The sequence below is a fragment of the Nocardia macrotermitis genome (assembly GCF_009604405.1).
GTDB classification, from domain to species: domain Bacteria; phylum Actinomycetota; class Actinomycetes; order Mycobacteriales; family Mycobacteriaceae; genus Nocardia; species Nocardia macrotermitis.
Window position 1 is genome coordinate 14,652 of sequence record NZ_WEGK01000007.1, and the last position, 13,510, is coordinate 28,161.

Here is a 13,510-nt window from a genome sequence, read left to right on the forward strand (position 1 = left end):
CCTCATCCGATGCTGAACGGGTTGCCGTACAGGGTGACCTCGGCGGTGCCGCGATCGTTGGTCACGGTCAACGTGCTGAACGACCGCGCCTGCGCGTATCCCGCGCAACCGTCGACCTGCACGCCGCGATCGTGGTACTCGATTCCGATCGCACCGGCCTTGGGATCCATCTTCTTGGTCCCGAATTTCACCTGCGCCACACCGCCCGGCACCAGGCTGATCCCGGGCGAGACCTCGGGCCATGCCGAATCGGGTTCGATATAGACGTCGCCGCCGAGCGAGAGCCCGCCGGACAGATCCACCTGGCAGCCGATCAGATAGCCGGTGACCAGTGTGCCGCCGGTGACGCCGGGCGCGGTCGCGTAGACCGTGCCGGACATGGTGGCGGTCCGGGACAGGCCGTTGTAGGCCAGGGACGGGGAGATCACCGCTTTCTCACCGGTCCGGCTGAAGTCCACCGCGACACCGGTCGCGGTCGTGAAATGCTGCCGTCCGTTGGGTAGCGGTACAACCGTATCTGCTTGCGCCACACCACATCCGAGCATCAGAACGGCGAGCCCCGCCCCACCGCGTATGAGCCAGCGACCGGCTCCTGAAACCACTCTCATATTTCCTTCATCGTTCGTTTCCGGGCAAGCGCAGCCAACGGTTGTTGATCTAGGTAAGAGTTCGCTGTGAGCCCACCGGGAATCTGCCGGGAATCGCGGGGCGGCAGCGCATCCGGGCCCGGGGTTCCACGGACAGTACTCCGGCATACCGAAGGGTCCGAATCCCGATGTATCGGACAGTTCGGATCGGCGGATCGGCCTGATCAGTCGGAGACGAAGACCCGCACCGCCGACACCAGTCCCCCGCGTGCCACCACGATTTCGGCGATCCCGTGCCCGGCGGTCGTCTCCACCGACGCGGTCACATAACGTCCCGCCGCGATCGTCTTGCCGACCCCGGTCCCAGCGGCCTGCGAGACGAAGGCCGCGGGATCCACCGCGATTCCGGCGGGCCACTCCAGCACCGCGCCCGGTGCGAGCGCCGCCCGCACCCGCTCGACCTCCCCGCGCGCGGCATCCTCGAGCAGTCCGATCGCGGCCCGCTTACCCGCCGCACCGACCCGCACGAATCCACGCGCGAAACCCAGCGCACCACCGATGCCCTGATTGCCGAGCAGCTGCGGTGTCAGCCGCAGCCCCGCCGCCAGGCCCCGCACCCCGGCGGACAGCAGCTGCACGATCATCACCGGCAGCTCCCAATGTGCGTGCAGCGCACCGATTCTCAGCTCATCGCCCACTCGCTCGAGGTCGTAGCGCAGATGCATGGGCACCCGCAGGGTGACGCCGGTGGACATGGTCGTCTCGATCACCAGATCCCGGAACACCGTCGTCCCGCACACCACGTCGTGCTCCACCCGGAAGGCGATGCCGTTGGGCGCGATGAACGTGTCGTAGAAGCGCTCGATCGCCGCGTGCCCGATGTGCGGGCGCGAGCCGACCGGATCCTCGACCTGGGCTCCGGAGGTGAACAAACCGACCCAGGCCGCACGGTCGTGCGCGGCGACCGCGCGCGGTGAAGCTTCGACGGCGGCCAGCAGTTCCGATCCCGTTGCGGACATCTTTTCCCTTCGCGACGTGGGGCGATGACCCCGCACCCAACCTATAACGTGTTCTACTTCATGTCACGAGGCGGGAAAATGGATTCCGGATCGAGCCCCCGACCGGGCAGACTCGCGACCATGAGTCCGCGTGAAACGCCCTCGGCGGTGCGAGCCTTCCTGAAACCCTGGCTGCGGCCGAAGGTGCTGCTCCGGGTCGGGGCGGTGGCCGCGCTCACGGTGTTGGTGCTGGTCGGCGCGTGCATCGGCGTCGTCCGCTGGCGGGCGAGCGGCCTGGAGTACTCCGCGACCTCGGTGCCGCAGGCCGACGTCGCCCTGGTGCCGGGCGCGGAGATCTACCCGAACGGGCAGCCCTCCCCGTATGTGGCCGGTCGGCTCGACCTGGCCCGCACCCTGCTGAATTCGGGCAAGGTCAAGGCGCTGCTGCTGACCGGTGATTTCGGCACGCCGACCTACGACGAACCCGACGCGATGCGCAGATATCTGATCGGCAAGGGCGTGCCCGCGAACAAGATCGCCCTGGACTACGCCGGATTCGACACCTATCAGTCCTGCGCTCGCGCGTATCGCATCTTCGGGGTGCGCAACGCGATCGTGGTCACCCAGGATTTCAGCGTCCCGCGCACCATCGCCCTGTGCCGGTCGGTCGGCATCCGGACCACCGCCGTCGGCGACCACAGCCAGGCGCACAACCTGACCTATGACAAGTGCTGGCTGCGCGATCAGATCGCCGCGATCAAGGCGGTGTATTCGATGGTCGTGCAACCGGATCCGAAATTCCTGGGCCGTCAGGAGACCTCGGTCCGCGACGCGATGGCCGGGAAGTGACCCGTCACCGCGGCGGCATCAGCATCGGGACCGGTTCGCGTACGGTCACCAGGACCACGACGTCACCGTAGGGAGCCGCGCCGCGCGCGACCCGATGAGCGACCCGCGCGATGGAGGTGCGCCAGCGATATTTGGCGTCGATCTCCGATTGCACGAACGGCAGCAGGGTGCCACCCGTCACGACCTGCGCCTGCCCGTGCCACTGGTGTGAACCCAGCGCCGGATTGCCGCGCCAGTCACCGGGTTGCACGATGACCCGGCCGTCGCGGGCGAGCTGATCGGCCTCTTCGGCGTAGGAGGAGACGCGGAATGCCAACTGGTTCTGCCCGATCGGGACGACCAGTCGCGGAACCGTCACCAACTCTTGCGGACCGGCGACGCGGGTGACCAGCACCGTCTTCGCGGCCTGCCACATGGTCGCCAACGGGGAGGCGCCGACCCGAGCGGGGAGCCGACGTGCGCCCGCGGGATCCGGCTGCGCGATCTGCCGGTAGTTGGTAGGGACATCCACCAGGGTTCCTGCCATCTCGATCATCCTCTCCCGTAACACAATCCAGCGCTGGTTCGGTGTCGGATCCACCGGCCCCGTCGTCCGCCGACCTGCGATAGCCCGCTATTTGCGAGAACATCACAGACCGAACGGTCGGCTCGATTGGTGAGCGTACGCGCCCCCCTTTCCGCCCGGATTCATCCCATGCATCCGGCCGGGCACGAGCCCGACGTGCCGGGCACCCTCGGCCGACTATGTCGATAGTCCATTCCCCGCGCCGGATTGGCAACGATGCAGGTCACACCTGTCTCAGACGCGCACACTGGCTAGTTCGCGTCAGGTTTGCCACGAGGTTCGGGAGAATCGTCGATTAGACTCGGCGGCAATGTATGTCGAGATGATGTTCGACTCGCTCGCGGGTCTTTCGGTGGGGGATGCGCTCGGCCAGCAATTCCCCGTGATGCGTGTCTCGGTCGACGCGTTGCGCTCCGGGACCGTCCCCGGCGGGCAGTGGCAGTGGACCGATGACACCGAGATGGCGTGCGGCGTGGTCGCCGAACTGTGCACGCGGGGGGCGATCGATCGAGGTCGGCTCGCGGTGAGCTTCGCACGGCATCGCAGTCCGGATCGCGATTACGGTTTCTCCACCGTCGCGGTTCTGATGCGGATCGGCAAGGGTGCGTCGTGGCGCGAGGTGTCCGGCGCGGCATTCGGCAACAAGGGTTCGTACGGTAACGGCGCGGCCATGCGGGTCGCGCCGCTGGGCGCCGCCTTCGCCGGTGACCCGGAAACGATTGTCGCCCAGGCGATCCGGTCGGCCGAGGTCACCCATATGCATCCGGAGGGAATCAGCGGCGCGGTCGCGGTGGCGCTCGCGGCCGGACAGGCCGCGCAGGCCCGCATCGACGGCATCCGGCCCACCGCGGAGCAATTCCTCACCACGGTGCTCGACCACCTGGACGACAGTGAGGTCGCCCGCGGAATCCGCCGTGCCAGAACACTTCTCGGCGCGAACGTCCAGCAGGTGGCCACCGAACTCGGCAACGGCTCCCACGTCAGCGCCCAGGACACCGTCCCCCTCACCCTCTGGATCGCCGCAACCCACCTGCACGACTACCCCGCCGCCATCACCAGCTGCCTCACCGCGGACGGCGACATCGACACCACCGCAGCAATAGTCGGCGGCATAGTCACCGCCCACACCGGCACCGACGCAATCCCCCCGGAATGGCTCGCAGCCCGAGAACCATTGCCCACCTGGCTACTTCAAGCCCGCGCCGCCATGCCCCGCCCGAGCCGCTTACGCCGCTGGTTCACCGGCTCCCGAGGCTGACCACACCTCCCCCCCGAAATCGACTGATGCACAAGACAATATCGCCGAGTCGACAGCCATGACACCGATCCTGATCGCCGTGCCGGCGTCGACGATGCCGACGATCTGCTGGCTGTTCCGGGCCGAAACCCCGCTACGCCACCGTGATCGGCAAACGCGACTATCGAACGGCCGACTGTGGGATCGAGGGCTGGGGCTGGACCGAGTTCGGGTCGAGGCCGAAGTCTTCATCGAGGGCGATCGGGTGATGGTCGACTACCAGTACTGGGACAACTGGTGACCGTGACAGGTGTCATGGTCGGGTCGTGACGAACGATCGGGGTGGGGTGGGCCGGGGGGTCGTAGCTTTGGTTCAGAGGCAGAAACGAATCAGAGACCGCCGTTCGCGGGGAGGCCGAGATGACCACGAGTACTACTGCACAGACGCCCGATCGGCGGGCTGTGGCACGTCGGATCCTGCGGGACGCGGGGGTGCCGCTCGTCGCGTATTACGGGCTGCATGCGTTGGGGATGAGCAATCTGGTCGCGTTGGGGGTGAGCACCTTGATTTCGGGGGTGTTCATGCTGGTGGAGGTTGTGCGTAAGCGGAAGGTCGATTTTCTCGCGGGGGTGATCCTGGCGGGGTTCGTGGTCGGGTTCGTGCTCACCTTCGTGTCCGGGGACGCTCGTTTCATCCTCGCGAAGGATTCGGTGGTCACCGGGCTGGTCGGGCTGGCGTTCCTGGGGAGCACCCTGGTCGGGAAGTCGCTGATCTACCTGGCGGCGCGCAGTGGGGCGGCCGGCGGCGGGCCGGAGAAGCTGGCCGCGTTCGAGGAGCGTTACCGGTCCCGGCCGACCATGCGACGGGCATTCGTCATGATGAGCGTCATCTGGGGTGCGGGTCTGCTGGCCGAGGCGGCGCTGCGGGTGTTCCTGATCTATCAGCTGCCCGTATCGACCATGGTGTGGCTCTCGACCGTCATGACGGTGGTGACCATGGCCGTGTTGATCGGACTCAGTGTCGTGGCGGTTCGCAGCCTCAAAGCGGCTGGGGATCGCGAAGAAGCAGCCGCACTCGCCGCCCAGCCCGCCTGAGAATCAGCGTGCAGCAACACAATTCGCGCCTCGCCCGGAGCATTCCGAGCGAGGCGCGAGTGCTGTGACCGGTCTCCCGACGCCTCAGCCGTTCGGCAGAATCACCGCGCGACCATTGATTTTCCCGCTGTGCAACCGCTCGTACGCCAGCGGCGCATCCTCCATCGGGAACGTTTCCACATGCACCTCGACCGCACCGGCCCGCGCCAGATCGAGCACCTCGTGCAGTTCACCGCGACTACCCCAGTACGGCGCGGTGACGCTCACCTCGAACGGCAGCAGCCCGAAACCCACCGGCACCGAGGCGCCGGCGATGCCGACGATCGTGATATCCCCTTCCATCGCAACGCATCCCGCGGCGGTGGCGGTCGTCGGCGCGGCGCCGACGAAGTCGAACACCGCGGTCGCACCGAGGCCGCCGGTCAGCTCGCGCACCTTGTCCGCCGCCGCGGCATCGGACAGCACGGCCTCGTGCGCGCCGACCGATCGCGCCAGCTCGAGTTTGTCCTCGGTGACGTCCATGGCGATCACCTGCGCCGGGCAGAGCGCGCGCAACAGCTGAATGGCCACGTGTCCCAGGCCACCGGTGCCGATCACCACGGCCGTCGAACCGGGCACGAGCTTGGGCAGTGATCGTTTGATCGCGTGATACGGGGTCAGTCCCGCGTCGGTCAGCGGCACGGTCTGCACCGGATCCAGGCCGTTCAGCGGTTCCAGATGACGCGCGTCGTCCACGATCATGTATTCGGCGATCGCACCCGGCGACCCCAGTCCGGGCGGGAATATGCCCAGCTCACCGGCCCGCAGACAATAATTCTCGCGGCCACCCGCACACGGCGGACAGGCGCCGCACCCCCACGGACCATAGACCGCGACCGAATCCCCGACGGCGAACCCGGTCACCCCCTCACCCATCGCCTCGATCGTTCCGGCCCCCTCGTGCCCCAGCGTGAGCGGCAGCGGATACGGGAAATCCTTTTCCGGCCAGGACATCACCGCGATATCCGAATGGCACACCCCCGCCGCCGACACCTTCAACAACACCTGCCCGGGTCCGGGTTCCGGATCGGGCACGGTCTCCAATTCCGGTGCGGCGCCGATGGTTCGATATTGCAGAGCCTTCATCGCGATACCTCCGCGATCGAGTTCACGGTCGGATTCACCACGTCACATCCGAACTCATAGCAAATTATTCGCAAATATTCGGATGTCTCGCGTCCCGGGCCTCCAACGTCGGCGGCGATGAGTCACCACGACCGCTGATGCCTGGGGAATATCTCCCCGATCATACGACCGGGACCGCTTCGTCCAGCCGATTACCACATTTCACCGACGGGCGATGCGGGATTTACCCGCCGCCCGGCTACCTGACAGTTCACTGTGTCGCATTCGCTGGACCCGGTCGGCACTCGTTCCCTGCGGCATTCGATTCACGCCGACCACAACCCTCCCCGGCCGGTCGGCCCCGGGATAGCTTCGGCCGCATGACAATCGATGTGGACGCGCCGCTCAACGCCATCACCCGGGCCACCGCGCAAGCCGTGACCGAGGATCCCGCGAACGCACTCGCCGTGTTCCGGGCGTCCGGAGTCGCGGAGAGCGCCGTCGCCACGGTGGTCCGGGCGCGCACGCATACGGTTCGGGTGGACGAGCCCGCGGCGCTGGGCGGTGCGGACACCGCGGCCAACCCGGTCGAGGTGTATCTGGCCGCGCTGATCGCCTGCCAGGTGGTGACCTACCGATTCGTCGCCCAGCAGCGCGGCATCGTCGTGGAGGATCTGCGCATCGACGCCGAGGGCGATCTGGATGTGCGCGGATTCTTCGGACTCGACGAATCGGTACGCCCGGGTTTCCAGGCCGTGCGGCTGACCGTCCACGTCCAGGGACCCGAATCGGCCGAACGCTACGCGGAATTGCAGCGCGAGGTCGAAAGCCGTTGCCCGGTACTCGATCTCACCACCGCCCCGACCCCGGTGCAGACCACGCTGGTCACCGGCTGACTTCCCGCATGCGCGAACCGGGTTCGGCCGAACGGACCCGGAAGTTGTTGATTCACAGTAGGTTGAGGCAAATCATCACGCACGCGCGGGAGGAAGCCGTGACCATGCCTCGCATTCCGTCCGAAAGATGGGAGGAAATCGCACTCTCCTTCTTCCTGTTCGTCTGCTTCCTGCTGGCCTTCTTCAAAGACTTGTTCCCCTTTCTCGAGAAGGGCCTCACCGCAGCCATGTTCGCTGCGGTTTTCTTCGTTCTCAAGCAGATTCGCGACCTACGGATCGCGGTGCAGGAAACCAAACCGACCCAGCTGTTCTTCGCGACCAACGAGGAGTTCTACGACTCGGCGCGCGAGGCCGTGCACCGCGGAACGCAGGAGGTACGGGTGACCTACTTCCGCGATGTGCCCGCATCGGATCTCTCCAGCGAGGAATCGCACAGATACTTCGACGAGGTTGTCGATTTCGCCCGTCGAAAGGGAACCGTCCGGCGAATTGTCGGAATCGCCAACGACGCAATGGCCGAATGGTGCGCAACGCAACTGCCGTTGGTCCGACACAATCCCCGATACCATGTCCGGATTATCGACACCACGAACCAGGTGGTGGAACCGATGAATATCTGCCTGATCGACAACGACATCATCTACATGGCCTTCTCCGGTCCCACCGACCAGCAGTTGGGCGGAATGCGAGTCGACGGGCCCGAACTGGCACGTTTCCACCAGAACCGCTTCGACCAGTTGTGGGGCCAGGGAACAGATCTCGAGGACTTCATCGCTATGAGAACAGCCGCAACCGGCGTTCCACCGAGCTAGCCGACGCCCTTGCGGACCGGCCCGCGCCGACGCGATCGGGTGAATCCGTCAGCCCTACCCGGCCCGCTACGGCCGCGCACGGTACCGATCGTTATGCGGCTCCGGGGTTTTCGCTGTCACACTGTGGTGGTGAGCCTGCGGAAATTGTTCAGACGGACCCCTCGCGATTCGATCACCGGGACGTTCCGGGTCACCGGTGTGTCGGTGACCCGCGACGAGGACGGCTACGGCAGCGCGCGGTTGTCGGGTGTGCTGTCCGGGCCCGAGGTGCCGGCGCGGGCGCTGCGGGTCGGGCGGCGGTACGGGCCCGGTGAGCAGGTGCCCGAATGCGGCGACGAATTCCCGGCCACGATCGATCGCGAGGACCCCGCTCGCTACGGAATCGTTTGGCCCGAACGGGTTTCGCCGACGGCGAAGGCGCTGTGGAACGAGGAGTACGCCGAACGGGTCGCCGCGGCGATGCGGCTGGGGCTCGAACCTTCGGTCGTGCCCGAGGTGACCGGCATCGGCATCCGGGAGCTGGCGAAGGTGGCCGTCGAGCGACGCTACGGCCGGGACCTGCTGCCCGACGGCAACCGGCAGATCACCGCCGAGGAGGCCACCGAGCTCTACCGCACGGGGGTACGCGCGACCGCGACGATCACCGGGATCGACTTCCTCGAAGTCCCCTCCCGCAGTATGCCCAACGACGAGGCCAGCCTCGCGAATGTCGCTGTGCGCGTTAATCATCCGAATGGCAGCGAGTACACCACCACCGCGCGTTTCGGTTTCCGCACCGCCGCCAGGCGCGCCCAGATCGGCTTCGTCGGCGCCCGGGTTCCGGTGCGCATCGACCCGCAGGACCGGGCGCGCCTGTGCCTGGACAGTCCCGCCCTGCCGCCGCTGCCCGAGTGATCCGGACGCGTGCCCGAATCGCGTTTTCCACCTGCCGCTTTCGCGGAAAGGACACGACTCGGTATCGGCGCTGGCATCCCTCGCGATCGCTGCCTACGGTGGTGTCCATGTCGACGATCGTGATCGAGGATCTGCCCGAGCCCGCCGCCCGCGTCCTGCGACGCCGGGCCCAGGCCGCGGGCCTGTCCGCCGCGGCCTACCTACGGGTGGCGCTGGCCGAGCTCGCGAACACGCGCATCCCGCTCGATGACGTCGTCGCTTTCCTGCATGCCGAGCTACCGAATCCGGCCGTCGCCGAAATCGACAGCGACGCAACGGCATTGATCCACGATCTGCCCGAGGATGCCGCGCGCACGTTCACCCGTCGCGCGGGCGCGGCCGGTGTCCCGCTGAGCACCTACCTGCGCCAGGAACTCACCACGCTGGGCCGCCGGACCACCATCGACGACGTGATCCTGGAGTTCCGCGAGGCCCAGGACCACGACCCGAACCTGCTGGTCGACATGGACGCGGTCATCGCCGCGGCTCGGTACGCGCGAGCGGAGTGATGGTCGAACCGAAATCTCTTGCGGACGAACACATGACATCTCCCGAGGTGGGTATCCCGTTCTGCCGCAACGGAACTGCTACGCCGCACTGAACAGGCCGTGCAATGCGCCGATCACGCGTGCGCCGGTCGGAGTGGTGAAGTCGCGCACCATATCCGCGGCGAGGTTCGGCACGCAACCGACGTAGCCACCCGCGGATTCGATCCGGCGCAGCGCCGCCAGTTCGGTGCTGTCGGACAGTCCGGCACAGGCATCGAGCGCCACGTAGACCCGCATGCCCGCCTCGATCAGGTCGAGCGCGGTCAGCTGCACCACCAGCTCGGTCAGCACGCCGCAGATCAACACCGTCGGACGCCCGGTCGAGAGCAACGCGTCGCGGGTGCCGACGTGGTCGAGGCAGCCCGCGCCGGTCCGCACCTGCACCCCGCCGACCGGCCGCAGACCCGACAGCTCCACGATCGGGTCCGGCCCCTCCGGGCGGGGTGCGATCGATACCGTCGCGGGCAGTTCGAGCAGGTCGGCCACCTGCGCCAGGACTCGGGCCGCTGCGCGAACACCGCTCTCGGACCGCGTCCGGCCGAGCGGAACGATGGATTCCTGGAGGTCGGCGAACAGCAGTTGAACTTCGGATGCCATGAGCACGAGAACCACTTCCTTCACGTCTATATCGTTCAGCACCGAACAATACAGTGAGAAATAGTTCTCTGTCGAATGCAAATCTTCGATATCATGTGTCGTGCACACCACACCGGACGACGCGGAGCGCTTCCTGCGCCGCACCACCTTCCTGACCACGGTCGTCGGCCAGGCCGCCACCGATGTGCAGACCAAAGAGCTTGCCGCACTGGGCCTGTCGACCAAGGCGCACGGCATCCTCACCATGCTGCGCCAGTACGGCCCGCTGGCCCAGAACGAACTGAGCCGCAGCATGAACGCCGCCGCCAGCACGGTGGTGACCCTGGTGGACGGTCTCGAGCGCGCCGGTTACGTGACGCGCCGCGGCGATCCGGGCGATCGGCGGCGCAACGCGGTCGAGATCACCGACTCCGGGCGCGAAATCGCCGCGCGTGCAGACGATCTCGCCGATGAGCTGGAGGAACGGTTCCTGGCCCCGCTCACTCCGGATGAACGCGAGACCCTTCGCAGCCTGCTGCAACGCCTGTGGACTCCCTCCCAGCCCCGCTGATCGTCCGGGCTTCAAGCGATTTCGACTCCAGGGGATTTCGACGAAATGATCGCCGTTCCAGCTGATTTCGCTGCCCGGCTTCGCAATCCGGAGCAGCGGCGCTGGCTCGATTCCCTACCGGAGTTGGTCGAGCGGTATATGCGGCGGTGGGGGTTGCGGCTCGATGGGGACACCATGCACGGATATTCCGGGCTGGTGGTTCCGGTGCGGGTGGGCGATCGGGCGGCGGTTCTGAAGGTGTCGTAGCCACACCTGGAGGCGCGGGACGAGGCGGTCGCGTTGGCCACGTGGCGGGGTGCGGGGCCCTTCGAGTTGATCGATCACGACGAGACGGAGCTGTCGACGACTGGCTGTACTTCCTGCCCGTGAGCAAACCCGATGCCGACATTGCCGCCGAAATCGCCGGCGCCCTCAGCGATTTCGGCACCCGAGCACTCGGTCGATGACTACGGGAAGGTCAGCACGATACGGCCGCGCAGTCCTCCGGCTTCCAGCCTACGATGCGCCTCGGCCGCCTCGGTAGCCGGAAAGGTTTGCGCCACACGCAAAGTCAGCACTCCCACCGACGCCAGCCGACTCAGCTCCGCGAGACCGGCCGAATCGTGAACGCGATCCAGCACCATCACGTAATGCACGTCGATCCCCCGCTCCGACTCGACGGTTCCGCTCAACCGGGGCGGCCGCAGCGCGACGTACGCCCCACCGTCACGAATCGCGGGCAACACGGCACTTCCCAGCAACGCGCAGTCGATCACACCGTCGACCCCCGCCGGGACCTGCTCCGACACGCGCCGCGCGAAATCGTCACCCCGCTCCAGCACGGTATCCGCACCGAGGTCGGCGACCAACCGCGCATCCCGAGCCGAGGCATCGGCCAGCACGGTCAGCCCGCGATACTTGGCCAACTGGATCACATACCCGCCAACAGCCCCCGCCGCACCGGTCACCGCGATCGTCCCACCGGACCGAACCCCCGCGACATCGAGCGCCTCGACCGCGGTGAGCCCGTTCATCGGAAGTGTCGCCGCCGCAACAACATCGGCCCCCTCGGGCAACGGCGCAACCGAATCATCGGAAACCACAATCCATTCCGCATACGCACCACCCCCTTCCAGCACAGGCTTCGTGATCGCGACAACCCGATCCCCCACCCGCCAACGAGACTGCGCCCCAACCTCATCCACCACCCCGGCCGCATCCCACCCCGGCACATACGGCGGCTCCACCTCCCGATACCGATCGTGCGCCGCACCACCGCGAGTAACCAGATCCGACGGATTCACCGTCGCCGCCGCCACCCGAATCCGCACCTGCCCCACCCCCGCATGCGGCTCGGCCACCTGCACCGCCCGCAACACTTCCGGACCACCCGGCTCATCGAACCCAATCGCCAACATCGCCACTCCTTCGCTCACATCCCCACAGAGCAACCACGACCACTCCCACCGATGTTCCCGACCTGCGAAACCCCCCACACCGCCGCCCAACTCACCACCGGAACCACCACCAACACCCACCTCACGATGGCCGTCTCGGTAGCCTGCTGTGCGTGCACACGCCCGCGGACACCCGCAGCACGAGACGAGGATTGGTGGATGGCTGCGATCACCACGCTCAGTGCTGAACAGAAGCGATGGCACGAGGCCGACAAGGTCAAGGGGGTCGACTCGTCATGGAAGCTGACCCCACCCAATCCGGCCGCCACCGATGCCGAAATCCAGGCCGCGGAACAGCGTCTCGCTTCGAAACTGGACGATCAGCTGAAGGATTGGCTTCGCCACGCCAACGGGTGGAACAATTTCTCCGGCGGTGACAGTCTCTATCCCGCAAGTGAGCTGACCAGGGATTCGCATGAACGTACATTCCTGCTCGAGACCCTACAGATCAACGATGTGACGCCGGCTGAGCTCGAGATGGATTCCTTCGACTCGTTGATCGTCATCGGAGGTAACCGGCAGAGCTATTTCATCGTCACCACCGGCTGCGGCGACCATAGTCGCCCCTCCGCGCCGGTCTGGGAGATCGACGGCGACCACAAGAAATACGCCCGCCTCGAGGAATTCATTCAATCAACAATCGACCTCATGAAGAGCTCGAAGCACTGAACTGCGTCGCGGCAGGCACAGCAGGGGATGCCACCATTGTTGTCTTCATCGGGTCCGCAGGGGTTGAGATCAAGTTACAGCTGACCGGACGTCATTCCTTCAGAGTGCGAGTCATACTCACCACCATCTTCGCTGCTGCCTCGAGGGTGGCCTCGTCACCACTCCCGAATCCGAAGCTGCCGGTCCACTTGCCGATGGTCGCGTCCATGCCGATGTATGCCCCTTTGGCGGGATAGTCCGGCGTACCCGGAAGCGGTATCTGCAGAACGGAAACACCGTCGACCGTCCAGGTTCGAGCTACCCCGGACCTCGGCTGGTTCGGTACCGATGAAAAACTCATCGATACCGAAGCAGCCAGCTCTCCGTCCGGGCTTTCGAGGTCGCAGTCGTTTTCGTAGGTCAGTTTCCGACTCATCGACGACGGCGGTGCACCGACGAGCTTCTCCGTCAACACAGTCGCATGAAAGTAGGTGGCGAGGAACTGCTTGGGGAAGTTACACAAATCCGACATGGTGTGTGTACTCTCCGGCTCACGATGCGTGAGGGAATTGGGCAACAGGGCGCAGCCCGAGAGAACCGTCAATGACATTGCACCCATAGCGATGCGCAAAACTACTCGGCCTGCCACGAGTCT

Annotated in this window: 18 protein-coding genes; 11 read left to right on the top strand and 7 right to left on the bottom strand. The window is 66.3% G+C overall.

The features are described from left to right. Window positions 1–2 precede the first annotated feature (2 nt). Together NRB20_RS17340 and NRB20_RS17345 are read right to left on the bottom strand one after the other, a co-directional pair. Window positions 3–530: an MspA family porin gene (locus NRB20_RS17340; protein ID WP_319945044.1), complete on the bottom strand. Its 528-nt coding sequence runs from the start codon at window positions 528–530 to the stop codon at window positions 3–5. 281 nt (window positions 531–811) lie between these two features. Then, a complete protein-coding gene (locus NRB20_RS17345; protein WP_153411198.1) occupies window positions 812–1,606 on the bottom strand; it encodes a nuclear transport factor 2 family protein in 795 nt (264 codons plus the stop codon). A gap of 120 nt (window positions 1,607–1,726) precedes the next feature. Here NRB20_RS17345 and NRB20_RS17350 point away from each other — a divergent pair, with 120 nt between their 5' ends. Continuing rightward, a complete protein-coding gene (locus tag NRB20_RS17350; RefSeq protein ID WP_153411199.1) occupies window positions 1,727–2,434 on the top strand; it encodes a SanA/YdcF family protein in 708 nt (235 codons plus the stop codon). Between the two features lie 4 nt (window positions 2,435–2,438). On the opposite strand, the gene NRB20_RS17355 is transcribed toward NRB20_RS17350, so the two are convergent. After that, the gene (locus tag NRB20_RS17355) at window positions 2,439–2,960 is read right to left on the bottom strand and encodes a hypothetical protein (protein WP_153411200.1); all 522 of its coding nucleotides are present in this window, start codon (window positions 2,958–2,960) and stop codon (window positions 2,439–2,441) included. A 349-nt stretch (window positions 2,961–3,309) separates the two neighbouring features. Here NRB20_RS17355 and NRB20_RS17360 point away from each other — a divergent pair, with 349 nt between their 5' ends. From NRB20_RS17360 to NRB20_RS17370, 3 genes are all read left to right on the top strand, one after another. Continuing rightward, window positions 3,310–4,257, top strand: a complete 948-nt coding sequence (locus NRB20_RS17360; protein ID WP_227833620.1) for an ADP-ribosylglycohydrolase family protein — start codon at window positions 3,310–3,312, stop codon at window positions 4,255–4,257. Window positions 4,258–4,336: 79 nt separating this feature from the next. After that, entirely contained in the window at window positions 4,337–4,537 is a 201-nt protein-coding gene (locus NRB20_RS17365; RefSeq protein WP_153411201.1) for a hypothetical protein, read from the top strand. Window positions 4,538–4,656: 119 nt separating this feature from the next. Then, a complete protein-coding gene (locus NRB20_RS17370) occupies window positions 4,657–5,331 on the top strand; it encodes a VC0807 family protein (RefSeq protein WP_153411202.1) in 675 nt (224 codons plus the stop codon). Window positions 5,332–5,415: 84 nt separating this feature from the next. Here NRB20_RS17370 and NRB20_RS17375 read toward each other — a convergent pair whose 3' ends face one another. Further along, the gene (locus NRB20_RS17375; protein ID WP_153411203.1) at window positions 5,416–6,456 is read right to left on the bottom strand and encodes an NAD(P)-dependent alcohol dehydrogenase; all 1,041 of its coding nucleotides are present in this window, start codon (window positions 6,454–6,456) and stop codon (window positions 5,416–5,418) included. A 359-nt stretch (window positions 6,457–6,815) separates the two neighbouring features. On the opposite strand from NRB20_RS17375, the gene NRB20_RS17380 reads away from it, so the two are divergent. The 4 genes from NRB20_RS17380 to NRB20_RS17395 all read left to right on the top strand — a co-directional run bounded on the left by NRB20_RS17380 (window position 6,816) and on the right by NRB20_RS17395 (window position 9,585). Then, the gene (locus NRB20_RS17380) at window positions 6,816–7,331 is read left to right on the top strand and encodes an OsmC family protein (RefSeq protein WP_153411204.1); all 516 of its coding nucleotides are present in this window, start codon (window positions 6,816–6,818) and stop codon (window positions 7,329–7,331) included. Between the two features lie 8 nt (window positions 7,332–7,339). After that, window positions 7,340–8,143, top strand: a complete 804-nt coding sequence (locus NRB20_RS17385; protein WP_153411205.1) for a hypothetical protein — start codon at window positions 7,340–7,342, stop codon at window positions 8,141–8,143. 129 nt (window positions 8,144–8,272) lie between these two features. Then, window positions 8,273–9,037, top strand: a complete 765-nt coding sequence (locus NRB20_RS17390; RefSeq protein ID WP_153411206.1) for a hypothetical protein — start codon at window positions 8,273–8,275, stop codon at window positions 9,035–9,037. 107 nt (window positions 9,038–9,144) lie between these two features. Continuing rightward, window positions 9,145–9,585 (top strand): hypothetical protein, encoded by a 441-nt coding sequence (locus NRB20_RS17395; RefSeq protein ID WP_153411207.1) that lies wholly within the window; start codon window positions 9,145–9,147, stop codon window positions 9,583–9,585. A gap of 78 nt (window positions 9,586–9,663) precedes the next feature. Here NRB20_RS17395 and NRB20_RS17400 read toward each other — a convergent pair whose 3' ends face one another. After that, the gene (locus NRB20_RS17400) at window positions 9,664–10,221 is read right to left on the bottom strand and encodes an isochorismatase family protein (protein WP_227833621.1); all 558 of its coding nucleotides are present in this window, start codon (window positions 10,219–10,221) and stop codon (window positions 9,664–9,666) included. Between the two features lie 100 nt (window positions 10,222–10,321). Here NRB20_RS17400 and NRB20_RS17405 point away from each other — a divergent pair, with 100 nt between their 5' ends. Both NRB20_RS17405 and NRB20_RS17410 read left to right on the top strand, forming a co-directional pair. Next, window positions 10,322–10,771 (top strand): MarR family winged helix-turn-helix transcriptional regulator, encoded by a 450-nt coding sequence (locus tag NRB20_RS17405; RefSeq protein ID WP_153411208.1) that lies wholly within the window; start codon window positions 10,322–10,324, stop codon window positions 10,769–10,771. A 45-nt stretch (window positions 10,772–10,816) separates the two neighbouring features. Continuing rightward, window positions 10,817–11,017, top strand: a complete 201-nt coding sequence (locus NRB20_RS17410) for a hypothetical protein (RefSeq protein WP_153411209.1) — start codon at window positions 10,817–10,819, stop codon at window positions 11,015–11,017. Window positions 11,018–11,217: 200 nt separating this feature from the next. Here NRB20_RS17410 and NRB20_RS17415 read toward each other — a convergent pair whose 3' ends face one another. Next, window positions 11,218–12,168, bottom strand: a complete 951-nt coding sequence (locus tag NRB20_RS17415; RefSeq protein ID WP_153411210.1) for an NADP-dependent oxidoreductase — start codon at window positions 12,166–12,168, stop codon at window positions 11,218–11,220. A gap of 198 nt (window positions 12,169–12,366) precedes the next feature. On the opposite strand from NRB20_RS17415, the gene NRB20_RS17420 reads away from it, so the two are divergent. Next, a complete protein-coding gene (locus tag NRB20_RS17420) occupies window positions 12,367–12,876 on the top strand; it encodes an SMI1/KNR4 family protein (protein WP_194289899.1) in 510 nt (169 codons plus the stop codon). A gap of 91 nt (window positions 12,877–12,967) precedes the next feature. On the opposite strand, the gene NRB20_RS17425 is transcribed toward NRB20_RS17420, so the two are convergent. Continuing rightward, window positions 12,968–13,504, bottom strand: a complete 537-nt coding sequence (locus NRB20_RS17425; protein ID WP_153411212.1) for a hypothetical protein — start codon at window positions 13,502–13,504, stop codon at window positions 12,968–12,970. Window positions 13,505–13,510 lie beyond the last annotated feature (6 nt).